Source organism: Salibacterium salarium (genome assembly GCF_030813635.1).
Classification (GTDB): Bacteria; Bacillota; Bacilli; order Bacillales; family Marinococcaceae; genus Salibacterium; species Salibacterium salarium.
Window position 1 is genome coordinate 256,494 of record NZ_JAUSUM010000003.1, and the last position, 26,684, is coordinate 283,177.

Sequence of the window (26,684 nt, forward strand, 5' to 3'; positions counted from 1 at the left end):
TTTTCGCGTGTTTATACAACGTCCCTTATAAATGTGAGCCAGCCTTTCCGGTTCACACTTTCGATGATTAATTAGGGAGCATAAATATAACATCTTGCCGAAAAATCCAGGGGTTACCGAAAGATATATTCGTAATTCCGAAATATAGTTTTCGATGAAGACAGAATGCCCTCATGTTAGCGTGAAAAACGTAGGGGGACAAAGCACATAACTATTTAATCACTTAAACCTTAAGTTTTCAACAAAAAAAGTATTTTCGTGACACAAATTTGAAATACTGAAGGAGGTATTTTTTTAAGGATGCAATGGAAAGTTAACGTACCTCTAATGCTCCTTCTGTTTCTTATTCTCGGGGGGTGTGACTCATCTAATTCCTTGACAGAGGCTGAAAGCGAACAATTAGACAATGGAACACATATTAAATTCCGTACCAATGAAAATCAAATCGAAATTTACAAAAATAACAGCTGGTCCCCTTTTTTTGTGAAAGGTGTTAACTTAGGAGCCTCTTTACCCGGACACTTTCCTGGTCAGCTGTCGATTAAAAAAGAAGATTATCTCCGTTGGTTTGACATGATTCAACAGCTGGGAGCTAATACGATTCGAATATACACTATTCACGAGCCGGAATTTTACGAGGCGTTGGTAGAACACAATCAGGACAACCCAAAGAACCCTCTCTTTTTTATGCAGGGGGTGTGGTCACCAGTTAACGTGCTGGAAGAGAAAAAAGATGCATGGTCGCCTGAAGTGACGAAACAATTCAAAGAAGAAATATCTCGTGCAATCGGAGCCATTAACGGGGAAACCACCATTCCGTCTGAAAATGGTAAAGCAAGTGGTGAATATACGACAGATGCGAGTTCCTTTTTAGTTGCCTGGCACCTTGGTACAGAGTGGAACCCTGAAATAGTGGAGAATACGAATCAGCAGCACAACAACAGTACAGATTTCGACGGTGATTATTTTAAAACAGCCTCGGATGCTTCCCCATTTGAAAGTTGGTTGGCTGAACTTATGAATTATACTGCGGAGGAAGAAGAAAAAATAGGGTGGCAGCATCCGATTACATTTACCAATTGGATAACAACCGATCCACTCAGTCACCCCGATGAACCGTTGGCACTGGAGGATGCTGTCAGTGTAGATGCAACAAAAATTCAGAGGAAGATCGGAGAAGCCGGTTATTTTGCATCCTTCCATGCTTATCCTTATTATCCGGATTTCTTAAGAATTACTGATAAGTATGATGATGTCAAAAACGAGGAGGGGCAAATCGATACATACAAAGGTTACTTGCAGGAACTTAAAAATTATCACAAAGATATGCCAGTTATGATCACAGAGTTCGGAGTCCCTTCTTCTCGGGGCAATGCCCATCTCGGACCGCTCGGACGGGATCAGGGAGGGCATACCGAAACAGAACAAGGGAAATACAACGCAGATATGTTGCAGCATATCCATCAAGAAAATTATGCAGGCGCACTCGTTTTCACATGGCAGGACGAATGGTTTAAAAACACTTGGAACACTTTGCCATTTGAAAATGCAAATCGTCGGCCTTTTTGGTTTAATCCATTATCTGCTGAAATGTCCTACGGCTTGCTGGGAATGTATCCGAGTAAAAATAATACCCTCACCATAGATGGAGAATTAGAAGATTGGGAAACGTTAGAGCAGAGTGAAATTGAAAAACTCCCGACACCTCTTACTAATTTAACAATTACCAAGGATGAAGGGTACATCTATGTAGCAGCTCGACTTCCTGAAAATTTCGATTTGGCAGAGGATACATTTTATCTTGGTGTAAATACAACCTCCGGAGGGGCGAAGAAACCAGACCTTTTGCAAGGTAAAAGCCTTGATGAAGGGATGGAGACAGTAGTCCGGCTGGGAGAAGAAACCGAAAGTGAAGTTCTCATTGCCCCGAGCTATGATTTTCATCAACGGCTGTATGGCTATGCTGCTGAAATAGATGAGGACGAAAGCATGCATCCATGGCAGCTTGTCGTCAATCATGAGATGGAACTTCCTAACACAAATAACGTTTTACCATTTGAAGAAGTCCCTGTAGGCCAAATAAATCAAGCTTCTTCCTCTCAAAATTCCCAGGCAGCCTGGGAGCATCAGGGGGAAGTCATCGAAATGAAAATTCCTTGGGCGTTACTTGGTTTCACGGATCCCAGTACCAAGGAGGTGGTGAGTTACAGTCCTGTAAAAGAAGAGGCAGAACAAATGCCTGTAGAGAATACTGATGGGATTCGCTTCATTCCATGGATCGTTAATAACGAATCCGATACGGCGCATGGATTAGAAAATCAATCCTCCCCTATTTCCGTAAAAGACTATCCGCTTTATGACTGGCAGAACTGGCAGGAGGTAGAATACGACGAACAGTTAAAACAAAGCTACTATATCGTACAAGACATCTTCGAAAACATCGAAGATTAAAGGAGGGAGGGATCATCTTTGTTTATTAATTTACAAGCTGCTTATTGGATGATAGCAATCTTACTCATTCTAATGATAATCTTTATGTCCCTTACTTTAAGCATCAAAATGAGTAAGATAATAAGCGCTAAAAAAGAAAAAGACTGCCTGGCCAATTTCCATAGTTATCTTTATTATCTCCAAGTTGAGTTGGATAATGAGGCAATGTTGAGACCACCTAACAAATCGCTACGCTCTTTTGAAAAGAAGGTACTACAAAAAACATTATTACCATGGGTTGAGCGATTGAAAGGCGTGCACAGGGAAAAACTTCTTATTTTATGTGAAGCCATTGGATTAAATGAATACAATAAAAAACGGCTGCAAAGTCCCTGGTCCATTGTTCGTCTTGATGCTGCGTACCACCTCGGAATACTTCGGGACAAGGAGGTGACATCTCAATTAATTTCCATGTTACATCGCAGCAATTTTGATTCTTCCATTTGTATCATAGCTCGCTCGATTGCCCAAACATCGGAATACCCGAATGAAATTAAAAATCTTATTCAATATCTTGTTAATAATACAAAATATCACCTCCACTTAATCGCAGATATCTCTAAAGAATCTTCTTTAGATTTAAGGTCGGTATACATCAGCTTTCTTTATGAAGATCACTCAAAATTAAATAAGATCGGGCTGATTGGTCTCCAGGACCAGGTAGACCAGAATATACCAGAAACAGTTCGCTCATTCGTTCACTCCGATGACAAGGAAACAAGAATTCTTGCCGTACAATTACTTATGTTTGCTATGGATCTAACAGAAAAGGACGTCCACTACTATCTTCAATTTCCAGATTGGGAGATTCGCAACATGTTGGCGGATTGGATCGGTTATTCAGGACTAACCCAATATACTGGATTATTAAAAGTACCAATTCAGGAGTCCAATTGGATTGTTTCTCGTACCAGTGCAAAAAGCTTGGCACAATTAGGAGAATACGGATTTGAGATTCTCTGCGAACTAGCAGCCGGAATCCATGGAGAGCAAGGAAGAGAAGTGGCTAAAGAATATATCGATGAAAAACTCAAACAAACAATAAATACCTTTTCCCATGTAGATGATATTACGGAATATAATCAAAAAATATTTATCTATCAGAAGTTTTTTGGGAAACGTCATGATTTGACCAAAGCTCTATAGAAAGAAGGAACGACAGTGAGAGATTTGCTACTAGCTTATGGGATATTCGCCATGTATTACGTAGTCGTGATTAATACCATTTATTTTGGAATTATTTTGTTTTCCTTCAGAAAAATAACTCGAATCATGAAGGAAACATTCTATTCAAAATATGATTTTCTTTCAGGCTCTAAACATATGCCGCCCATCTCAATTCTTGTACCGGCGTTTAATGAAGAGCTGACTATTAAAGAAAACGTTCAATCGTTGTTGGCCCTGCATTATCCTACACACGAAGTGATTGTCGTAAATGATGGTTCTGGAGACGACACATCCAAAGTATTAATTGATGAATTCCGCTTGAGTTATTATAAACCAACTCCCATTGAACATAATACCGTGGCTACGGCAGAGGTAAAAGGTGTCTATTATAATCCTGAATTCCCTAATCTTTATCTTATCGATAAAGAAAATGGAGGAAAAGCAGACTCCTTGAACGCAGGAATTAATTTCTCCCACTACTCGCTTATTTCTTCTATCGATGCGGATTCGTTGCTGGAGAATGATGCTCTGATTCGAATCGCAAGAAAGTATATGGAGAATCCAGATGAATACGTAGCCATCGGTGGAAATGTACGGATTGCTAACGGGTGCAAGATTTCAAACGGCATGGTACAAAAAGCTAGATTGCCAAGGAAACTATTACCTATGCTCCAGACGGTTGAATATTTGAAAGCATTTTTGGGAGGAAGAATCGGCTGGAGTGACATTAATGGATTAATCATCGTATCCGGTGCTTTTGGGGTTTTTAGAAAAGACTATGTCGTCAAAGTCGGGGGTTATCGAGGAGGATACCCGGGAGAAGATATGAACATCATCATCAAACTGCACCGCTACATGCTAGATAATAAACTTCCTTACAAAATCGACTTTTGTCCGGATGCCGTATGTTGGACGCAAGCACCTGACACTTTTAAGATTCTAGGCAGTCAGCGCAAACGTTGGGGCAGAGGAAATTTAAAAAACATGATGGAAGAAGGAGCAGGCATGTTCATGCGTCCCAGATATAAAATAATGGGATGGCTGACAATTCCTTATAACATCATTTTTGAAACATTAAGCCCCTATTTTAGAATCACTGGTTTTTTATCCCTTGTTGGTTACAGTTTGGTTGATATGACTGGATGGAAAATTGTAGCTGTTTTTATGCTCATAAACGTATTATATGGGACATTGCTTGGAATGGGCTCTTTATTGATTGAGGAATTGGCATTCCGACGGTTCCCGAGGATCAGAGACTATTTCAAAATGGTATTCTATACCATTTTAATGTTCTTTGGTTATCGACAACTCGGGATATTGTGGAGATTTCTGGGTCACATTGATTTCATGCGGAAAAATAATTCTTGGGGCACCATGACCCGAACCAGTTGGAATGATGAGGAAAAAGATGAAGCTGCATAATACTAAGGAGGAATCAGAAATGACAGAGACACATGCGAGTTCCAGTATTCGACAATCTTTTAAACAATTTCTGCATTATTATCAGGCAAGTAACTTGCCCTGCGGTGTGATTATTGCTCATGCAACACTTGACCAACCATCGATCAACTCCCTGAAAGCACACTTAGAGAAAGAAGAACCTGCTACAGCCTTTCAAATAAACTATGATGCCCAAAACAACATTCTCGGTCTATTACTGGATGATTGTAACCTCGGTTACACTCATTTTTATGCCTTACATGTGAAAGACTTTTTAGATGGCGAAGATCGGCTAATCGGTGAGATGATCGTGGGTAATTTCCCTGAAAACAGCGATCAGGCAGAGCAGATGCTCTCTCGCATGATTAACGAAATGGTTATTGATCAAAGAAATCAACAGGAAATTCGAGTGTTTGATAACCAAACAATAAAGAAAACGGAAAAAAACTCCGTACTTATTGTAGACCATGATACTAGTATAATTCATCTTTTAGGTAATTATTTACAGCGAAAAGGCTACATTGTTCATGTTGCAACAGATGGCAAAAAAGGGCTGGAACAATATAAAAAATTGCTCCCCGATCTTGTCATCACAGAAATAAACTTATCCGGCATCGGTGGATATCAATTTATTCATGAAATAAAAAACATTGATAAACAGTCGAACGGTCATTCAGAAATTATGGTGTTGACAAATAAACAGCTGGAAGACGATATTAAACGAACCTTTGAATATGGAGTGGCAGAATATATTACTAAACCATTTTCACTGATTGAACTAGAAGCACGGATTAAACGACTCGTTGAAGTTATGGAATAAACGTACTTAAATTCTATGAAAAAGAGGGATGTTAAGATGGGATATTTTGAACAGCTGAGTCAAAGAATTGAAATGAAAGAAGCGCACATTGGTGTTATTGGTTTGGGTTATGTCGGCCTCCCGCTTGCGATGGAAATGGTAAAATCAGGATTCTCCGTATGTGGAATAGATTTAAACGAAGAAAAAATCAACTCCTTAAGAAAAGGACGTTCTTATATCAATGATATTTCTAATCAAGAATTGCAAGAGAGCTTAAATACAGATCATTTCTATCCCACCAATAACTACGAAATTGTTAAGGAACTAGATGCCCTTAGTATTTGTGTTCCAACACCGCTTAGTGAAAATCAGGACCCAGATACTTCCTTTATTACTCGAGTGATAGAGAATATCAAGCCTTTTATGAAGAAAGGTATGCTTGTCACCTTGGAAAGCACGACGTATCCAGGAACAACAGAAGAACTAATCTTAAAAGAATTTAAGCGAATAGGGTATGAAGCTGGAAAAGATATTTTCCTTTGTTACTCTCCAGAACGAGTAGACCCCGGCAACGAGTCATTTCGTACAAATAATATGCCTAAAGTAATGGGAGGCATGACAGAAAATTGTAATGCTGTCGGTGAACTTCTTTACAGTAATTATATTGAACATGTCGTACCGGTCTCTTCCCCAAAAGTTGCTGAGATGTCCAAGCTTTTGGAAAATACGTTCCGCAGCATTAATATCGCTTTTGTAAATGAAATTGCAATGATGAGTGAGCGTATGGATATCGATGTTTGGGAAGTCATTGATGCGGCCGCGACCAAACCATTCGGCTTTATGAAATTTCAACCAGGACCAGGTATCGGCGGTCACTGCATACCACTAGATCCTATGTATCTTTCCTGGAAAGCAAAAGGTTTTCGCTTCTACAGCAGGTTTATCGATCTTGCTCAATCCATTAATAATAACATGCCGGATGTTGTCGTCAGCAAAACATCTCAAGCACTAAACATCTACGGCAAATCTATTAACACCTCTAAAATCCTTATATTAGGCATGGCATATAAACCAAATATCAGTGATTTACGAGAGTCTCCCGGTCTTTACCTTTATGAACTCTATAAAGAACACGGGGCAAATGTAAATTATTACGATCCACATGCTCATAGTTTCATAGATAAAGATGATAATATCGTTCACTCGATATCATACAGTAAAGAAGAGTTGAAACAGTATGATTGCATGGTTCTGGTTACGAATCATAGTGGGTTTGATTACGATGAATTGGCAAACGTTGGTATCCCCATTGTCGATACTAGAAATGCTTTCAAAAACTATGATCAACCACACATTCACAAACTAGGTACCGCCTCAAAAGTGCACAAGAAGCAACATACATCCGTTGCATTGTAAATTAATTAAATATAAAGGAGTGGAGATTTAACATGTGCGGAATCATTGGCTATATCGGAGAAAAAGATATTCAAAAAGTATTAACGACAGGACTAAAGAAATTAGAGTATCGTGGTTATGATTCAGTAGGCATCGCAGTTCATAATGGTGACTCCGTTCAAGTAAACAAATCTAAAGGGAGACTGGAAGAGCTGCATCAGCAGCTCGATCAACACTCCTTTTCTGGTATGCTGGGAATCGGCCATACACGTTGGGCCACCCATGGCCATCCGTCGGATGAAAATTCTCATCCTCACACAGATGCAAATAAGGATTTTGCCATTGTTCATAATGGCATCATCGAAAACTATTTAGAAATTAAACGAGAGCTTATAGAAAAAGGATACACCTTTAGTTCAGAAACAGATTCTGAAGTCATTTCCCACCTATTCTATCACTTATACGACGGAGACATGGTTGCAACCATTCAACAGGTAGTCAAACGATTAAAAGGAGCTTACGCATTAGGGATAGTTTCTGAACATGAACCAGACCGTCTTTATGCGGTAAGAGAAGCTAGCCCTCTTATTATCGGAACCGGAGAAGAAGAAGCATTAATCAGCTCAGATATTCCCGCTGTTCTTGATCACACCCGCGACATTTACATTTTAGAGGACGGAGAAATGGCCATTCTGACGAAAGATGATATCACGCTTCTGCAAACCAGTACGGGCGAACAGTTAAGTCGTGATATATTCCGCGTGGATTGGGATGTAGAACAGGCAGAAAAAAATGGGTATGACCATTTTATGCTAAAGGAGATTCATGAACAGCCGGAGGCACTGAAAAAAACAACGGCAGGACGAGTGAATCAAGAAAGAAAGACGGTGAAATTTGATGAATTGCAGTGGTCCCGAGATCGTATAGAACAATGGGATAAAGTTACAATCGTTGCCTGCGGGACAGCCTATCATGCTGGTTTAATAGGAAAACACGTGATTGAAGAACTAACCCGCATCCCGGTTGATGTAGAAGTGGCATCTGAGTTTCGTTACCGTCGACCGATTGTTAATGAGAAAACACTGGTTATAGTTATTAGTCAATCCGGGGAAACGGCTGATACATTAGCAGCCTTGCGTCAAAGTCAGCATCTTGGAGCCAACGTTCTTGCTATTACGAATGTGGTAGGGAGCTCCATTGCCAGAGAAGCTGATGAAGTGATATTAACAATGGCAGGTCCCGAAATTGCGGTCGCTTCTACAAAAGCCTATACGACCCAAGTACTGTCCTTCTATTTACTGGGCATTTACCTTGCTCAAATAAAACAAACGATAACCGAAGACTATCGCCAACAGCTGCTTCAATCGATTCTCGACATTCCAAATCAAATGGAAGAATTACTGGAACACTCAGCTGCCCTTCGCCGCTACAGTGAATCAATTAAGGACGCCTCGAGTCTATTTTTCATTGGGAGAGGTTTGGATCATGCAGTTGCTCTTGAAGGTTCCCTAAAGCTCAAAGAAATATCATACATTCATTCCGAAGCGTATGCAGCAGGAGAATTGAAGCACGGCACCCTTGCTTTAATTGAAGAAGGAACACCAATCATTGCCCTTATCACCCAGGAAGAAGTTAGCGAGAAAATGATGGGCAATATAAAAGAAGTGAAAGCACGCGGTGCCCAGGTACTTGGCGTTTCCATGCAAGGAAACATGGATATCTTGGAGTACGTGGATGATGGCTGCTACATTCCTGAATCTTTATCCCTTGTAACTCCATTATTGACGGTCGTTCCATTACAGTTAATTTCTTACTATACTTCTCTGGCACTTGGCAATGATGTCGATAAGCCTAGAAATCTTGCCAAAAGTGTCACGGTGGAATAGGAGGGTACTTGAGAATGAAGACAATAAAGCAGCAGGAAACCAAGTTGGACGAAAATGAATTAATAGATCTCATGCTCAACATCTATCAAAAGGTTGAAGATCAAACTATTGAAACAGATCAACAATTGATGACTGAAGTAAGAAATGGACTTAAACCGCTGCTACCCTACCCAAACTCCAATAACTAAGAACAGGAGGAACATCAAGTGGCTCAGACATTTGCAGTTGTATTAGCTGCCGGCAAAGGAACACGAATGCAATCAGATTTGCCAAAAGTTCTCCACAAAGTTTGTGGAAAACCGATGGTACAGCACGTAATCGATCAGCTGCAGTTCATTTCTGCAGATCGAATCTTTACAGTTGTCGGTCATAAGTCGGAGATGATTAAACAACAACTGGATACCTCTTCTGAATTTGCTTATCAGAAAGAGCAGCTTGGCACGGCTCATGCTGTAAAGATGTGCCAGAAACAGCTTGCTGATCAACAAGGTTCCACCCTCATCATCACCGGGGATACTCCCCTGATTACAGGGAAAACTCTCAGGAAATGCCTGGAATACCATCGCAGCTCAAATTCAGCGGCTACCATTTTAACAATGGTCCCGGATGATCCCTCGGGATATGGACGGATCGTCCGGGATAAAAATGGACAAGTCGAACGAATTGTCGAACATAAAGATGCAACAAAGGAACAAACAGCGATCCATGAAGTTAACTCAGGTATTTTTTGTTTTGATAATAACCTCCTGTTTCATGCTCTTGACCAAGTATCAACGGACAACCAACAGCAGGAGTATTATTTACCTGATGTCATTGAAATTTTGAAACGGCAAGGAAAAAAAATATCGGCTGTCAGCGCGGAGAATGTAGAAGAAAGTTTCGGCATTAATGATAGTTCACAACTTGCCCATGTCGAAGAAATCTATCAAACACGGATCATGGAGTACCATAGACAAAATGGCGTTACAATTACCGACCCCTCTTCTACTTCGATAGAAGCGGGGGTTACAATAGGCAAACACACCGTCATCGAACCTCGAACCCAACTACGAGGAACTACACAAATTGGAGAGTATTGTATCGTTGGTCCTAATGTTGACCTAATAGACTTTAAGGCTACTGATCAAACAAAAATACCTAATTCTCCTTCAAACGATGATACCCATACCATTCCTTATGTTAATTAAATATCAAAAAACACATCACTGGCTGAAGGAGGATTTACTGTTAAAGAACGTGTTTTATCTTTATTTTTCACTAAAAAGAGTATCATCACAATTATCATCATAGTGACGATCTTGTTGTACTTTGGAATATTCATGGATCAGAACAACCAAGTGAAAGCAACATGGATATGGGATATTGAGAATTTAGACGAAAACCATGAGGATGCCGTTTCCTTCGCAAGTAATCAAGGTGTTAACTTAATTTATTTACACGTTGACCTAAAGGAATTTAGCAAAAAAGACTTTCAATCTTTCATCAAAAAGGCATCTAAGAAAGATATTGACGTCTATGCGCTTGGCGGCGATCCCAACTGGGCTTTGACGAAAAATCAGAAAAGCTTGGATGATTTTATGTCGATCGTCAAAAACTATAATCGTCAATCATCAGAAGAGGAGAGGTTCCAGGGCGTCCATGTCGATATTGAGCCCTACCTGTTGCCGGATTGGAAAACTGACAAAGAGAAAGTTATCACCCAGTGGATGAACAATATAAACCATTTAACAAACCAAATAAAAGCCGATACAGAACTCAATGTCAGTGGTGATGTGCCATTTTGGATTAATCAAGTGAAGATACCTGGGAAAAATCGGTATGTTGGAGACTGGATGATATCAACACTAGACTCTCTCACCATTATGGCCTACCGGGACCGCACAGATGGGGAAAATGGAATAAAAGGAATCGTTTCCCCCCTCGTTGAACAGGCAGCCAATCGCAGTAAATCTGTCGTCATAGCAGTAAATGTCATTAAAACAGAGGAAGGCAGCCACACTACCTTCTATGATAATTCAATTGGATACATGAAACATGAATTGAACTTACTCGATAACCATTTTTCAGGGCATCCAGGATACGGAGGAGTGGCGGTACACGATTACCATTACTGGAAATCAAATAAAAATGGATAGAAGATTAACGGAAAAAGGGCTGATAAAAATTCAGTCCTTTTCCTGTTCTTTCTCATAATTCTCAAGTTAGGACAAAAATGACAATCTCCTTTTTATAACATATCATACTGCACGTTATGGTAAGGTCCCCCTTCAAGAATTCCGTTTAAAACTGCTTTTAAACAGTTAAGAGAGCCTGTTCAAGAGGCATTTAAAACACTTTCATTATGGGATTTTGCAAACTTTAACAAAAGAATTACATTAACATCTTAACCAACAAGTAGAAGATTGAAATAAGGAAGTAATTTTTCTTCTTTCAAACTGTTATACGTTATTCCGATTCCTCTCCTTCCTTATGTTTTACACTATTTTGTGCTATAAATGGGAAGGAGGGAATTCACAATTGAAAATAAGTAAGAAAAAGGACCAGTTGGTGAAATGGCCGATTTGCCAAGGATTCGATTGATCAATTCAGTCGTTTTTCCCAACAATTCTTACAAACCCGTTCCTCCAAAGAAGAAAAATAGACGTAAAGGAAGGATAACCCCATGGATTTTGTTGTTATTATCAGCTTTCTTACTACATCTATTGCCTTAACACTTGCCCCAGGACCTGATATTATTTTTGTGATTGCACAAAGCATATCTCAAGATATAAAAGCTGGTATCACAACAGCTTGTGGTCTTTGTACAGGCCTCCTCGTACATATCACTGCTGCGGCCATCGGTGTTTCCGCTGTCATCTATCAATCTTCTGCCGCATTCTCGTTTGTTAAATATGCAGGTGCCGTTTATCTCTTATACCTGGCTTGGAAAGCTTTTCGAAACAAAGAACAGGCTATTTTTTCTGCACGGAGTACATCAGTCAGTCATTATAAAGATTTATATAAAAAAGGAATTATCATGAACCTGTTGAATCCTAAAGTATCCTTATTTTTTCTCGCACTCTTGCCACAGTTCACCGATGCTTCTGACGGACCCATTGCATTGCAGATGCTGTTGCTTGGATTTATTTTCCTTACCCAAGCGCTTATTATTTTTTTAACGGTCAGCATCCTCGCTCATAAGGCTAGTCAATTTATCAGAAATAATCCCAATGTCTCCCGTCAAATGAATATTATTCAAGGAGTGTTATTTACACTTATCGGACTTCAACTGTTGCTTCCTTCAAAATAAAAAAACCTTATCCCATAGGAAGGACTGCCCCATATCCATTCAAGGGGGCAGTCCTTTCTTCCTTAATTCAATTGATAAACGACATCTACTTCTTGAGTAATTTCAACTTGTCCCGCTTCAATCGACGTTCCAGCACCAGAAGCAGAATCCTGGGCTGCACTTTCTTCTGTTTCATACGTCTGCATTGGTATATCGACTTGCGTTCCGCTTTCAGATATCTGGATTACATCTCCACTTGATTTTCCGGCACTTTCAGCCATGGCCTGCGCTTTTCCACTCGTATTTTCAATCGCTTGCTGGAGAGCTTGCTGTTCCAACTCAGATTTATCCTGTAGTGTGAACCGAGTTTGTTGGATTTGGTTAGCCCCAGCAGCAGCTACATCATCAAGCAGTTCACCGATTTTGTCAATTTCACTATATTCCACAGACAGGATATGTTGTGCGCGAAATTGTTCCTCTCCTTCCTGACCAGTTCGGTAGGGGTGAACCCCAAAGGTTGCGGTTTCAATATTTTCCTCTGGAATGTCATAAGAATTCAGTTGTTCGCGAACAGTTTGCATTTTCTCACTAACTGTACTCTGAGCCGCGTCTGCTGATGTATCTGTCGCTTCTACTCCTAACCGTAGTTGTGCTAAATCTGGTTCCGCCGTGACATTACCTTCTCCTCTAACAATCAATGTCCCTTCTTGAACAGTTTCTTGAGCTGCAGCTAAATCAACTTCATCAACAGAATCCCCTCCAAATGTAGCCGAATAAAGAAACCCACCAGCAACCACAGCTGACATCACACCTAACACCTGATACACTCTTTTTTTCATCATACGATAATTCCTTCCTTTCAAACATAGAAATAAATAACTTCATCTTCTACCCTTGAGTCGTGATGATATTGTAAATGTTACAAAAAAGTCACAATATTTTCTTATTTATAAAAAAAGCGCTCCCTAATGGAAAACGCTTAACTCCCTCTCTAAACTCAATTGCCACATAGGGAGACAAGTAAATGTATGTGGTAGTGCTGTGCAAAAGCAGCTATACCAACGTACAACCACTGTTTCATATTCACTATTAATGAAAGTACTTGGTAAGAATCCATATTCCTTCAGATTGTTTTATGCGTCTGGTATTTTTCTCTTCTCTTTTAAATAGGTTTTCCAACAACCGCTTGTTATGTATTCACCAAGACCGCGCGGCTGATTCCAATAGTAAATATATACTTCTACATCTTGATCATTATCATCTGTGACCGTTGTGACTTCGCGAACATAATCACTTTCTTGGATATCGCTTTCATCATAACCTTCCAAGTAATCTAGTTTTTTTAAAATATCATCGTATCTATCTTCTTTTATATACATTACTTCACCTTGAACGATAGTGCGCCCTTCTCTGACTAAACAAGGAAAAGATTCGTGGTCCACTGCATATAAACTTCCAACACTGGTGGCATTATTTTCTGCAGCCGTTTGATCTTTTAAAATATTTTCATAGTTATGCAATCCATTTCTTAGTGTTCCATAAACAAATACCGGTAGTTTCCTACTCATTTGGTATGCTCCCCTTACAATAATTTTAAAAAAAAGTGCGGGACCGCGATATTATAAAACAAACCGAGCACCCGCCTTTTTATAACGAGTGCCCGGTTCTTTTGTGAGAATAAATCGAGAACGTTTTATCTTTTCTTGCTTATACTTCTTGTTCTTCTGGAACGTGTAGACCAACGCCTTCTGCAACACGGCGACCATAATCAGGGTCTGCCTTGTAGAAGTGCTTGATTTGACGAAGCTTAATTTCGTCTTTTTCTACTGCGCCCAAGTCGCCTACGATAGCGTCGATAAGACGGGACTTTTCATCCTCATCCATAAGACGATATAAATCCCCAGCTTGAGTGTAGTGATCTTCACTGTCATAGTTCACACTATCTGTTTGACCTTCTACTTCAAATGGGTCAATTCTTCCTCTGTCTGTTTCAGTAGGTCCATCATAACTATTAGGTTCATAGTTCACAGAACCACCGCCATTGCCATCTGTTCTCATGAAACCATCGCGTTGATAGTTGTTTGCACCACTAACTGGACGGTTTACTGGAATTTGTTCGTGGTTTGCACCTAGACGGTAACGATGTGCGTCAGAGTAAGCAAACAAACGACCTTGCAACATTTTATCAGGAGATGCTTCGATTCCTGGAACAAAGTGACCTGGTGAAAACGCAGCTTGTTCTACTTCTGCGAAATAGTTTTCAGGGTTCTTGTTTAGAACCATGCGACCAACTTCGATTCTTGGATAGTCTTCTTTAGACCATGTTTTTGTTACGTCAAATGCATCCCATTTGTAAGTCTTGTAATCTTCGTAAGGCATGATTTGTACATAAAGTTTCCATGCTGGGAAGTCACCTTCGTCAATAGCGTTGAAAAGATCCTCTGTGTGGTAGTCAGGATTTTCACCTGCTATTTTATTGAAGGTAGCGTCATCCAATGACTTAACTCCTTGTTCACTTACAAAGTGGTATTTCACCCAGAATGCTTCGTTATTCGCATTTACCCATTTAAAGGTATGGCTTCCATAACCATTCATATGACGTAATGTTGCTGGAAGACCACGGTCGCCATGCAAGTAAGTAACTTGGTGCAAGGATTCCGGAGATAGAGACCAGAAGTCCCATACCATGTTCGGATCTTTCAAGTGCGTTCTTGGATTACGCTTTTGCGTGTGGATAAAGTCAGGAAACTTAATAGCATCGCGAATAAAGAAAATCGGTGTATTGTTTCCAACTAGGTCATAGTTACCTTCTTCGGTATAAAACTTAACCGCAAAGCCGCGAGGATCACGTACTGTATCGGCAGACCCTGCTTCACCAGCAACGGTAGAAAAGCGGATAAACATTGGCGTTGTTTTTCCTGCTTCACTTAAGAAATCAGCTTTAGTGTATTTTGAAATCTCGTCGTTCGTTACTTCAAAGTAACCGTGTGCGCCAGCACCTTTCGCATGAACAACACGTTCCGGGATACGTTCACGGTTAAAATGAGCTAGTTTTTCCAAAAGATGTACGTCTTGAATAACTGTTGGTCCTCGAGATCCTGCTGTTATTGAATGTTGGTTGTCTCCAACCGGTTGACCTGAGCCTGTGGTAAGATTCTTTTTGTTATCTTCACTCATACATGATCACCTCATCATTATTTTCTACAAATCTATGATAACATTTATTAATGAAAAATCAATACTAAATTATAATAATTTTAATTTGTGATTTCTTAAAAATAATAATTACCCTTACATTCAGCTTCATATTACTTACATAGTACCATATCGCAAGTAACATAAAAAAAGTTCTGCCTACTTATTATTATCGAAAAAACATGTTCAAATTTAATAAAATGCTGCGAAAAGCAACGAAAATCGTAATCATTTACTATTTAGAATTGATAATAGTTTGCTGCCATTGATATCGATCGAAAACCCGTTTACCCTTATGTACATTATTCCAAAATGACAAAAAGCTGCTTTCCAATATAGTCGGAAAGCAGCTTTCATTTTTACTTGTTTACAGCATCCTTTAAACCTTTACCTGGTTTAAAAGCTGGTACTTTGCTTGCAGGAATATTCATCGTTTCTCCCGTTTGCGGATTGCGTCCCTCGCGCGCAGCACGTTCGCGGATTTCAAAGTTTCCAAATCCTATCAATTGGACTTTATCTCCGGATTTTAAAGAATTTTCAATAGTTTCTAATGTTGCGTTAACTGCAGCTTCTGTGTCCTTTTTACTTAGGCCTGCTTGTTCTGATACTTGATTGATAAGTTCTGTTTTATTCATAATATCCCTCCTAAAATACTTTCTGCCTACTATTCTTTCAACATATACAGGAAATATACCTGTCTTTTTATAAAATTTTTCGGATACTATCGATGATTCATTTCACTTGGAACTGGACCTTGACGGTCTCCACGGTCGAGTGTGTTGATTTTTTCGATATCAGATTCCGACAATTCAAAATCTAGTACATTAAAGTTTTCTTCTATCCGAGAAGGTGTGACAGATTTTGGTATAACAATCGAGTTGTTTTGGAGATGCCAGCGAATGATGACTTGTGCTGGGGTTTTCGCATGCTTTTCGGCAATTTCCTTAACGGTTTCATCATTTAGAACCGTTTTCCCCTGCATAAGCGGACTCCATGCTTCCACATAGATATCGTGGTCTGCACAAAACTTCTTCAATTCATTCTGTGCTAAATAAGGATGGCACTCAACTTGATTAACTGCTGGTGTCACTTCACATTCATCAAGCAGGCGTTGGAGGTGGTCTGTATCAAAATTACATACTCCAATGGCTTTTACTTTTCCATCGCGATAAAGTTTTTCCATCGCTTTATAAGTATCGACATAATCGTCATAAGCCGGATTCGGCCAGTGAATGAGGTACAAGTCAACGTACTCTAACCCCAATTTTTCAAGGCTTGCATCAAAAGCTTTCAATGTATTGTCGTAACCTTGATCTCCATTCCAAACCTTTGTCGTAATAAACAAGTCCTCGCGCGGTACGTCACTCTCTGCAATAGCTTGCCCTACGCCCTTCTCATTTTTATAAACAGCTGCTGTATCAATAGAACGATAGCCGGTTTCGAGAGCTTTTTTCACAGCTGGTACTGCCGCGTCTTCTTCCACTTGCCACACGCCGAATCCAAGTTGAGGCATTTCCAGACCATTATTTAAAGTTACAAACTTCATAAGTACACCCACCTCTCCGATTATTTACTTACATATAAGAGTATAGCATACACATTGTTTCCATTGCTTTCCCTTCGCTGCGTAACAAATTAGTAACAAAGGATACATGTCATTTTACCCTAAATATGCATGAATGAAAACTATACCATACATTACTATCTTTCTTCCAATAAACGAAAGTGTTTTTGAAATCTTATTACTCCGTTGAGTGAATATAATCCACCGCATTATCAGCAACTCTTTGCAGCATATGTAACATTAATTCTCTTTCATCTTCCGAAATTTCTTTACTCTTTCTCACTGACATTCGCCCTACCCGATTATCATTTATTACATATGCATATAGAGTCAGTGGATACTACAATTTATTAAGGAGAGATTGGTATGAGTTATGCAGGTGGTGGATACGGAAGTAGTTTTGCGTTAATTGTTGTATTGTTTATCTTGATTATTATCGTCGGCGCTTCTTGGGGATTTGGCGGCGGTGGAGGATTCGGCTTTTAAACGCTAAAAAAACAGCCCTCTTCAGAAAGGATTTATCCTTTGAAGGGGGCTTTCCTAAACTATACTGAAGTCTTCAGATATCAACGATACATCCAACGCTCCTATAGCAGGTTCACTTGTCATTTATTGTTTTCACGTTGAAGTTCTCTTATGCTCACACCAGGATTCCATTGAAGATGAACGGGGTCTTCAAAATGATTCCAATCCCCTCCCCATTCGAAACCCAGATTTTTAGCAATATCAACCGTCTCCATCCAATCTGATCGGCCATTTTCATTGCCATCATACTCTGTATCCCAAGTTAGCTCACCATCGTTTTGCTCGAGCGCGAAATCTATGGCCAATCCATAGTTATGGTACGATTCTCCGCCCTTTGCATGAGTAACAACCGATCCTTCTTTAGACCGGCCTTCTTCGTAAAGTTCGTTTTGTTTCTTTTCTGACCTATAACCTTCTGTGACAACAACCTGTATATCTTGACTATCAGCCCGATCTACAAGTTCTTCTTTCATCTCCACCACTTTTGGATGCAGCTTCTTCTGTTCTGCTAGTTGTTCCGTTATTTGTTCTTGTTCTTTATGCCAATAAAAAAACAGACCAGCGGCAAATAAGACTAATAATGCTACATCCCAGCCCGCGTTCCATTTCATATTCTTACCCTTTCTAGGATTATCCTTTTAAATGGTTCTCATTTTAGAAGCTGTTCATAACGTCTCTATCATTTCACATTTTATCCTTTGATTGTCAAGTTATCCAAACATCTATGTCTGTATTTAAATTTAATTAATACCCTTTTACGCGCTATTTTGATTTAAAAACCCCCTTCGGTCATTACCAAAAAGGGGGGCATTAATCAAAATTCATCTACAATATATTGTGCCATCCCGGGTTTAAGTGCCTGAGTGGTGACATGAATGACATAAGACATCGTTCGCTCTTCTGCCTCTTCTGGGCTTACCCTAAGGCGATTATTTAAGAGGGTTGTCATCATGCCGCGCCAAATCATAAGTGTAACATCAGAAATCATATCAACATTTTCAGCAGAAATAAGTCCTTCTTCTACGGCTCCCTGCAAATACAGACTGCTTCTTTTTTCTAAGTTATGTTCCATCAAAAAAGGGATAATTTCATCTGGCACCCCCACCAACTCACTACTAAACTGGTTATAATATTCTTGTAGCAGTTCACCAGGAAACGCTCCAAGATTATTAATAAAAACAGCTGCATACGTATGAGGATTGCGAAAAGAATGGCTCGAAAAACAACGCCACGCGTGCAGCCACGTCTCTACCTTATTATTTCCCTTTTTCATGTAATTTGGCAGTTCTTGAATATATCCTTGCATAAAACGCATAGACGCAAAAAATATTAAATGTGATAACTCACCAAAATAATTATAAGCGGTAGAACTTGTGAAACCAGCGCGTTCCGCTACTTTTCTTATCGTCACTTGTTCTAAACCTTCTTCTTCGATCAAAGCAGCTGTTGCATCAATGAAATAATGCCACATACGATCTCGTTGAATCTCTTTTCTCGTCTTGGCCATTGACAGTCCCTTCTTTCTCTCTATTCACCTTCTTTACTCGATTATATCGAAAAGGGCTAGTCTTTTACAGTGCGTTCGCTTTCATGAAGCCATCTAATTAATGATGCTGCCAACAAAATGTACATAATTAAAACAGGCACAGACACCAGCACCGATGATGTTTGTACAACATCAAGTCCTCCGACAATCGTTAAAGAAATGGCTAATGCAGAAAGTACAATCCCCCATAATAAGCGATGCCAACGTGCGGGTTCTTCGCCAGCTTGTATGTCCGTAGTAGCAATCCCTGCGATAATATAGGTTGCCGAGTCCAAAGATGTAGCCAAAAAGATAAAACCAAGTACCATAAAAAATATCATAACCAGAGTCGAAAGCGGCATGGAATGTAAGACTTCCACAATAACTTGAGGTTCACTTTCTGCAAGCACTGAACTCAAGGCTCCTTTGCTTGACAATTCTAAGTCAATCGCGTAGCCTCCAAAAACAGCAAAATATAAATAACTCCCCAAAGAACCCCATAGTAAAATATTTGTAATCATTTCCCGCATCGTCCGTCCTTTTGAAATACGCGCGATAAACAGTCCTATAAATGGAGCCGTGGCTGCAAACCAAGCCCAATAAAAGACAGTCCATGCTTGAGGAAATCCACCTTCATTAATCGAATCTGTATATAAACTCATTCGCAAAAAGTTGTTCATCATAAGTCCCAAACTATCAGTGAAATAAGTGAGAATAAACAGTGTTGGACCAGTAATGAGAACAAATAACGCAATCATAATAGCCAAATATATATTCCAATCACTTAATTTACGAATTCCTTTATAAAGTCCCATGTAAGCACTGGCACTAAAAATTATTGTCCAAATAACAATGATAATAATATTTAATGGTAGCGTCGGCTCTATCTCTAATAAATCAGCCATCACATTAGATACCATAGGAACACCCAGACCAAGAGACGTGGAAAGCCCTCCTATCATACTCCAAATAACAAGTATGTCTATAACCTTCCCCAGCCATCCATCTGCTTTGTTTCCTAGTATGCCACGACAAGCTGCGCTAATTTTTAATGACGGATCTTTTCTCACAAAAAAGGAATAAGCTATAACAACTGCTGGCAAAGCATATAAAGCCCAAGCCGATATTCCCCAATGGAATAGCCCATAGGCAACGGACCATTCCGCTGCTTCTTCTGTTTCTCCTTCGATACCGAACGGAGGACCTGTATAATAATAAAGTGGTTCTACAATCGACCAGAACATGATACTAGTGCCCATGCTGGCACAAAATAACATACCTCCCCAGCTAAATCTTGAAAATTCTGGTCTATCATCCGCGTCACCCATACGTACTTTACCGAATCTACCAAAAATGAGCCAAATGAGTAGAATAAACAGACCAATCGTCAGCAATTCAAAAACCCAATCCAATCGAAAAGTAAGATCATTTAAAATGCTTGTTAAAATAGGTTCTGCGCTACTTTGAAATATAGATAATGTAATCGTAATTACTACCGTGAGAATAATAGCTGGCCAAAATATCGAATGATCAATTTTACTATGTTTCATAATTCCTCCTTTTATTCTATTAACATGTCTTCATAAGAACGTGGATAATGTGTAATACTTCTTGAACCATGCTTTGTAACAATAACGGTGTCCGAATGTCGAAAGCCGCCCGTACCAGGAATATATATACCTGGTTCAATGGTATATACCATTCCTTCTTGAAGAATAAGATCATTATCAAACCGAAGGTAAGGTTCCTCATGTTCAGAAAGACCCAGACCATGACCAATACGATGGTCTATATACGCTTCATATCCAGCTTCCTGTATTACTCGATATGCTGCTAAGTCAACATCACAAGCTCTAACACCGGGTTTCACCGCATCCATCCCTGCTTGTTGTGCATCAATAGCTAGTCTTAACAATTTCTTTTGTTCATCACTAGCCCCATCTTTAAATAAAAATGTACGTTCATTCTCCGCACGATATCCATTAATCCAAACTTGCCTGCTATGAACAACTGGGTCTCCCTTTTCATATGTTCGTGTACTAGAATATAGATGCGGCATCGCGCTGCGTTTCACTCCAGAACAAGTCCAGTTTTCATAGCCCACTACTATCTCGGGATATTTTTCTGAAGCCGCTTTTAATAAAGCTTGATCGCCGTATGAATCAAATTCTAATTCGCTCATTCCTGTACTTAGGTGACGAAAAGAAGCTTCCAACGCTACATCAGACAATCTTCCGGCTTCATACAACCATTTTTGTTCTTCTTCATCCTTCACACTGCGTAACTGAATTAAGTCCTGCCCGATATCTATCACATCACATCCATTATCAATAATTAACTGATAAACATAGGCTGGTATCATTTCAAGTTCAACCCCCACCTTTGTACCGGTTGGAAGATCTCTTATAAGACGTTTAAAAGGGTCTAAAAATGACGTATCCTCACTGCCTTTGTTATAACGTTCGTGGTACACATAAAACTCTTTTGTATGTGCGTTTTCTTCAGCATGTAAATCTTCCAATTCCGGAATTATATATGCCGTTTTATCCGGATAAATCCAATAAACAATAGGACGAGAGTAAGAAATGGCCTTAAATCCGCTTAAATAATATTGATTGTCTGGATCCCATAAAACCGTTGCTCCTACTTCTTTTTTGTCCATTCGTTCACGAAATAATTTTAAGCGTTGATTCACTTGTTCTACTGGAATACTCAAAAAAATACCTCCAAAAAATTTGATTTTATTATGAACATGTTCATTTAAAGAACATGATAACACCAAGTTCTTGTGAACACAATTAAATATCAGAAAATTTTGCGTATTAAGAAGATATTCAAGTGCATTAGGGAGATACGTTGACGTGAATTGTTAAAAACGACTCTTATAAGAATATAGATGTTTCATTCCCTATAAATAAGGTGATTTTTCATCATTAAAATAATAAAAAGAGACCCACAAGTTGCAAAAACAACCTATGAGCCTCCAAATATTCTATTATTTTATCGACGCTTTGGCACATGTTCGAAAACCTCGCCGCTTTCAAAAAACTCAATTAATCGTTGAATCCAGTCATAATAATCCATCCACTCATGAATTTCTGCAAGCAGTGAATTAATTTCTTCTTCCATCCCTTCTTCTAACGTTTCTGATTCCCTAATATTTTCCAATTTCCCCTTCAGTTTCTGCTCAAAATGCCTGCTTTTATATATAGCTTTTCTCCAATTTGAAGTAAAAAGTGAAATAAAGGTCTGATAATAATCTTGCTCAACCTGATATAAATCTTTACGAACCCCAGCTCGAAACACTCGTTCTGCAATGTTTAAGTCAATCATATCACGAACCACTTGGCTCATTCGAGTTTTACTCATGCCTGTCTGTTCTGAGAGTTGATCCAATGTCATCGGGTCACGATTCATATAAATAATGCCAAGAATACGTCCTACTGTTGTCGAAACTCCAAAAGAATGCATATTGTCAGCAATCTTTTCTACGAATTGTCTTTGAACGTTTTCAATGTCTTCCGGCTGTTTGTCCGTCACTGGCATAACCCTCCCATTTGTACTATCAACCAAGACCTTACCACACGATTGACACAAAATAAAATACGTAAAGGAAGAAAAAATAAATTTCTTCTCGCCCGCACTTTTTTATACATTCCGTTCTAATATTGGTAAAGTAAAATAAAATGTGCTTCCTTTTCTCTCCTGGCTGTCTGCTCCCATTCGCCCTCCATGTGCACGAACAATCTCTGCGCATATGGCTAAACCCAGGCCAACCCCTTCTTCGCTTCTATTTTCATTTGATTTCCCTTTATAAAACCGATCAAATACTTTTGGAAGATCATCTTCTTGTATACCATTCCCTGTATCATGTACAGCTATTTTAACCATCGATTCATTATTCTGTATTATGGTACTTAGAACCATCTTTATACGTCCGCCACTCGGCGTGAATTTGCGTGCATTAAATAATAAGTTTGTAATGACTTGTTCCATTCGAATGTAATCTAAAGAGACCATTACTTCATCCGAATCGAGCTGGTTCTCAAAATAGAAGCTTATATCTTTTCTTTCTATTTCATGGCGGTAGCCTGCCGCAAGACTTTGAACAAATGTACCAATGCTTTCCTTCACAAATCGGTACTTCATTTTATCCGATTCTAGTCGTGCAAGCTCTCTTAAGTCTTGAATGATTTGCCGAAGAAACAACGTTTTATTATATACGAGTTGTAAATATTTTGGATGATTTCGATCTACCACTCCATCCATCATCCCTTTTATATACCCCTGAATGGACGTTAACGGCGTCCCCAATTCATGAGAAATATTTGACATCATCTCTTGTCTGGATTTATACATACTTTCTAATCTTCTGTTTGCCTGTTCCAACTCCCTATTTGTTTCGGAAAGTTTTTGTGTCCTTTGTTCTACTTTCACTTCCAATGTCTGATTAACTTTTTCTAACCGCTTTGACAATTGTTCTGATTGGTTTAATGCACGAGTAAATACGTTCGATAAAATAAAAGATTGGGCGAACAAATAAGTTAATAATCCTAAAGAGACGGTTTCACCTGTATCCAGCACATGGTTATAATATAAAATATCATTCAGGACAAAAAACAATAAAATAATCATAGCCGTTATATGCAACAAAGCACCTCTTCTTTTCTTTCGCAGCGCTTTTATTAGCACAAAAATCAAGTAGACAAGGGCAGACCCTGAGAAAAATTGTAATACTACCATCGCTTCAGTATATATTCGTGCTGGCGTAATTAAAATAAATGCAGCAAAGCCTGCAAAAAATAACAGAAATATATTTCTAACTCGATTATTCATATCTTCTCGATATTGGGTATGTATAAATAAAAGGAAAAAAATCATTCCCACACATGAGCCCAAATACTCTAACTTTAATGATAGCTCCCAGTTTATCGATGGTATAAAACGAACCAGTAATACTTCCCCTAACAAAAGCGTCCGCATGGAAATTGCAAGACAAACACCACCAAAATAGAGAGTAGATTTATCTTTAGGTCTTAAAATAAATATTCCAATATGATAAAGTCCCATCATCAATAAGCTGGCAACAAGAAACACTTCCATTGCTACATTTGCATCTCTCATGTTTTGAATGGCTTCAGGGCGTCCTATATGAATGGAATCGGACCATCCCGATTTTCTTTGGTGAAAATCAGACACTTGAACAACTAAATTTAATGTTTTGTCTGTTTTAAAGTAAGTGACTTCTGGGTGATGTTTAGGCTGCATTTCCGATTGACTTGTTCCAACCGCCCCACTAGATGTTAACTCTTTTCCATTTGCCCAAATTGTGTAGGCCGTATTCATATCCGGTATATGCATCCCCAGTACTTTTTCATCTTGTCCGTCCGGAAGCAGAATTTTCAGTCGATATGTTGCATAGCCATGATTTGAAAACTGGACATTATCATCATACCAATTTCCCGGTGTGTTCAAAAAAACATTAGGTTGAATATCATCCAACTCTGACGGTTCCATCAAGCGTTCCCAATAAAACTCCCATTCTCCGTCTAAAATATAAGTATCATCTTGTTGCATAGTTGTATCTTGTAAATCAAGTACACCTTGTTCTGCTTGCGTCTGTTGACTGTTATCCAATAATCCACATCCAGAGATCAAAAGACTTCCTATACAAAGAATCCAAAAATAAATTATATTCTTCATTCTGACCCCCACCCTATTAGAGCAACATTCATTCGATTAAGACACCATCACCGTTGTAGTTCATATTTATTAGTAGTCTATCACACGAAAGTACCACAATGTGACTACATGAATTAACTTTTATGTAAATACGGTCTCTTAATGTACATCATGAACGGGAGGACAAAATAAATAAAATAACCTCTTGCCTAACGATAGGCAAGAGGTTATTTTATACTTCAACGGTTTTATCCATTTGCCGTTGCTTGTTCTTCATCTTCCTGATAATTCGCTGCTTTTTCTTCTTTTCTTGAACGTAGTAGAAAAGATAATAGTAAAGCAACAAGTGCTAAAATTGTACTTCCCATAAAGGCCCACTGATAACCATTTAACTGGGCGAGCAACATCGCTTGTGTCTCCGCTCCTTCTTGCGGTAAACCATCTACAGCGGACCCTTCACTATATCGAGATGCCCCAATTCCAACAAATGTAACCAGCATAGCTGTACCTAACGATGCCGATACTTGTTGCATCGTATTCATCATCGCTGACCCGTGAGCATACCATTTCTTCGGCAATTGGTTTAATGCTGATGTCACAACCGGCATCATAGCAAATGACAAACCAAACATCCGTATCGCATAAATGGTAGTTAAATAATTGAATGACGTATCAAGGGTAATATTTGTGAATAAAAACGTAGTAATAGTCACAATGGTTAATCCAAAAATCGCCAACCATTTTGCTCCAAATTTATCAAACAATTGCCCGGTAATCGGCGACATAATTCCAATTACAATCGCACCTGGCAATAACATAAGACCTGATTCCAGTGGGGAAAAACCCATCACCGTTTGCATATATAATGGCAACAGCGTTTCCGCACCAATCATTGAAATAAGAACAGCCATCGTAATGAGCATGGATATCGTGAAAATCGGAAATTGGAAGATACGAAACTCTAACATTGGCACTTTAATCCGCAATTGACGACGGATGAAAAAGAAGAGTACGATAAAACCTCCAATAATGCTCAATAACACAGTCGAACCGTTCCATCCCATTTCTGCTACTGTACTAAATCCATATAGAATACCACCGAAACCAAATGAGGACAAAATGATCGATAAGATATCAATTTTTGGTTTACTTAACTCTGTAACATTTCTAATACATAAGAAAGCTAATGTTATCGTGACTGCCACAATAGGAAGGACAGTATAGAACAGTGCGCGCCATTCAAAATGCTCGAGCAACCAGCCAGACAATGTCGGTCCGATTGCCGGTGCGAAAGATATAACAACACCAGCCAACCCCATCGCTAAACCACGTCGCTCAATCGGAACAATAGCCAATAACACCGTCATTAATAATGGGAGCATAATACCAGATCCTGCTGCCTGAATCACCCGTGCCAATAACAGGACTGAGAAAGTTGGTGCCAATGAAGCAACCAATGTCCCTATCCCAAAGAGTCCGATTGCACTTAAAAATAATCCTCTTGTTGTAAAGCGTTCGATTAAAAAAGCAGAAATCGGAATCATAATACCATTTGTAAGTAAGAAAACAGTCGTTAACCATTGGACCGTACTTTCTTCTAAACTAAAAACGTCCATAATGGTTGGAAGTGCTGTCGCTAATAACGTTTCATTGATTATACCCATAAAAGCCCCAGCCATTAGTGCTGCTATCATGAGACCTTTTTGTACAGGTGGTAAACTCCATGAGTCGTTTGTAAGTGAATTCAT

General features: G+C 39.2%; 23 protein-coding genes. 11 read left to right on the forward strand and 12 right to left on the reverse strand.

Annotated elements, in window-relative coordinates:
* The first annotated feature begins 300 nt into the window (after positions 1–300).
* The 10 genes from J2S78_RS12905 to J2S78_RS12950 all read left to right on the forward strand — a co-directional run bounded on the left by J2S78_RS12905 (position 301) and on the right by J2S78_RS12950 (position 12,466).
* Positions 301–2,451 carry a hypothetical protein gene (locus tag J2S78_RS12905; protein WP_306899172.1) on the forward strand — a complete coding sequence of 717 codons (2,151 nt, stop codon included), beginning with the start codon at positions 301–303 and terminating at the stop codon, positions 2,449–2,451.
* An 18-nt stretch (positions 2,452–2,469) separates the two neighbouring features.
* Positions 2,470–3,636, forward strand: a complete 1,167-nt coding sequence (locus tag J2S78_RS12910; RefSeq protein WP_306899173.1) for a hypothetical protein — start codon at positions 2,470–2,472, stop codon at positions 3,634–3,636.
* Positions 3,637–3,651: 15 nt separating this feature from the next.
* Positions 3,652–5,079, forward strand: a complete 1,428-nt coding sequence (locus tag J2S78_RS12915) for a glycosyltransferase family 2 protein (RefSeq protein WP_306899174.1) — start codon at positions 3,652–3,654, stop codon at positions 5,077–5,079.
* 19 nt (positions 5,080–5,098) lie between these two features.
* A complete protein-coding gene (locus J2S78_RS12920; RefSeq protein WP_306899175.1) occupies positions 5,099–5,917 on the forward strand; it encodes a response regulator in 819 nt (272 codons plus the stop codon).
* Between the two features lie 36 nt (positions 5,918–5,953).
* Positions 5,954–7,312: a nucleotide sugar dehydrogenase gene (locus J2S78_RS12925; RefSeq protein WP_306899177.1), complete on the forward strand. Its 1,359-nt coding sequence runs from the start codon at positions 5,954–5,956 to the stop codon at positions 7,310–7,312.
* 32 nt (positions 7,313–7,344) lie between these two features.
* Positions 7,345–9,177 carry a glutamine--fructose-6-phosphate transaminase (isomerizing) gene (gene glmS / locus J2S78_RS12930; protein WP_306899179.1) on the forward strand — a complete coding sequence of 611 codons (1,833 nt, stop codon included), beginning with the start codon at positions 7,345–7,347 and terminating at the stop codon, positions 9,175–9,177.
* 14 nt (positions 9,178–9,191) lie between these two features.
* Positions 9,192–9,365, forward strand: coding sequence for a hypothetical protein (locus J2S78_RS12935; RefSeq protein WP_306899182.1), 174 nt, complete (start codon positions 9,192–9,194; stop codon positions 9,363–9,365).
* An 18-nt stretch (positions 9,366–9,383) separates the two neighbouring features.
* Positions 9,384–10,364: a sugar phosphate nucleotidyltransferase gene (locus J2S78_RS12940; protein ID WP_306899184.1), complete on the forward strand. Its 981-nt coding sequence runs from the start codon at positions 9,384–9,386 to the stop codon at positions 10,362–10,364.
* Between the two features lie 132 nt (positions 10,365–10,496).
* Positions 10,497–11,312, forward strand: a complete 816-nt coding sequence (locus J2S78_RS12945; RefSeq protein ID WP_306899185.1) for a hypothetical protein — start codon at positions 10,497–10,499, stop codon at positions 11,310–11,312.
* Positions 11,313–11,839: 527 nt separating this feature from the next.
* Positions 11,840–12,466: a LysE family translocator gene (locus J2S78_RS12950; RefSeq protein WP_306899187.1), complete on the forward strand. Its 627-nt coding sequence runs from the start codon at positions 11,840–11,842 to the stop codon at positions 12,464–12,466.
* Between the two features lie 62 nt (positions 12,467–12,528).
* Here J2S78_RS12950 and J2S78_RS12955 read toward each other — a convergent pair whose 3' ends face one another.
* The 5 genes from J2S78_RS12955 to J2S78_RS12975 form a co-directional block, all read right to left on the reverse strand.
* Positions 12,529–13,287: an SIMPL domain-containing protein gene (locus tag J2S78_RS12955; RefSeq protein ID WP_306899188.1), complete on the reverse strand. Its 759-nt coding sequence runs from the start codon at positions 13,285–13,287 to the stop codon at positions 12,529–12,531.
* Positions 13,288–13,578: 291 nt separating this feature from the next.
* Positions 13,579–14,013 carry a gamma-glutamylcyclotransferase family protein gene (locus J2S78_RS12960; RefSeq protein ID WP_306899190.1) on the reverse strand — a complete coding sequence of 145 codons (435 nt, stop codon included), beginning with the start codon at positions 14,011–14,013 and terminating at the stop codon, positions 13,579–13,581.
* A gap of 139 nt (positions 14,014–14,152) precedes the next feature.
* Entirely contained in the window at positions 14,153–15,622 is a 1,470-nt protein-coding gene (locus tag J2S78_RS12965; protein ID WP_306899191.1) for a catalase, read from the reverse strand.
* 377 nt (positions 15,623–15,999) lie between these two features.
* Positions 16,000–16,275 (reverse strand): non-specific DNA-binding protein Hbs, encoded by a 276-nt coding sequence (hbs, locus tag J2S78_RS12970; RefSeq protein ID WP_306899192.1) that lies wholly within the window; start codon positions 16,273–16,275, stop codon positions 16,000–16,002.
* 86 nt (positions 16,276–16,361) lie between these two features.
* Positions 16,362–17,186, reverse strand: a complete 825-nt coding sequence (locus J2S78_RS12975) for an aldo/keto reductase (RefSeq protein WP_306899194.1) — start codon at positions 17,184–17,186, stop codon at positions 16,362–16,364.
* A 384-nt stretch (positions 17,187–17,570) separates the two neighbouring features.
* Here J2S78_RS12975 and J2S78_RS12980 point away from each other — a divergent pair, with 384 nt between their 5' ends.
* On the forward strand, positions 17,571–17,690 hold the full coding sequence (locus J2S78_RS12980) for a YjcZ family sporulation protein (protein WP_306899197.1): 120 nt from the start codon (positions 17,571–17,573) through the stop codon (positions 17,688–17,690).
* Positions 17,691–17,809: 119 nt separating this feature from the next.
* Here J2S78_RS12980 and J2S78_RS12985 read toward each other — a convergent pair whose 3' ends face one another.
* The 7 genes from J2S78_RS12985 to J2S78_RS13015 form a co-directional block, all read right to left on the reverse strand.
* A complete protein-coding gene (locus tag J2S78_RS12985; RefSeq protein WP_306899198.1) occupies positions 17,810–18,340 on the reverse strand; it encodes a M15 family metallopeptidase in 531 nt (176 codons plus the stop codon).
* A gap of 203 nt (positions 18,341–18,543) precedes the next feature.
* Complete coding sequence (locus J2S78_RS12990) at positions 18,544–19,236, reverse strand: TetR/AcrR family transcriptional regulator (protein ID WP_306899200.1); 693 nt, start codon at positions 19,234–19,236, stop codon at positions 18,544–18,546.
* A 56-nt stretch (positions 19,237–19,292) separates the two neighbouring features.
* A complete protein-coding gene (locus J2S78_RS12995; RefSeq protein WP_306899201.1) occupies positions 19,293–20,804 on the reverse strand; it encodes a BCCT family transporter in 1,512 nt (503 codons plus the stop codon).
* An 11-nt stretch (positions 20,805–20,815) separates the two neighbouring features.
* A complete protein-coding gene (locus tag J2S78_RS13000) occupies positions 20,816–21,970 on the reverse strand; it encodes a M24 family metallopeptidase (RefSeq protein ID WP_306899202.1) in 1,155 nt (384 codons plus the stop codon).
* Between the two features lie 284 nt (positions 21,971–22,254).
* Positions 22,255–22,800, reverse strand: coding sequence for a GbsR/MarR family transcriptional regulator (locus J2S78_RS13005; protein WP_370871565.1), 546 nt, complete (start codon positions 22,798–22,800; stop codon positions 22,255–22,257).
* 102 nt (positions 22,801–22,902) lie between these two features.
* Positions 22,903–24,957 (reverse strand): sensor histidine kinase, encoded by a 2,055-nt coding sequence (locus J2S78_RS13010; protein WP_306899206.1) that lies wholly within the window; start codon positions 24,955–24,957, stop codon positions 22,903–22,905.
* A 227-nt stretch (positions 24,958–25,184) separates the two neighbouring features.
* The gene (locus tag J2S78_RS13015; protein ID WP_306899207.1) at positions 25,185–26,684 is read right to left on the reverse strand and encodes an MDR family MFS transporter; all 1,500 of its coding nucleotides are present in this window, start codon (positions 26,682–26,684) and stop codon (positions 25,185–25,187) included.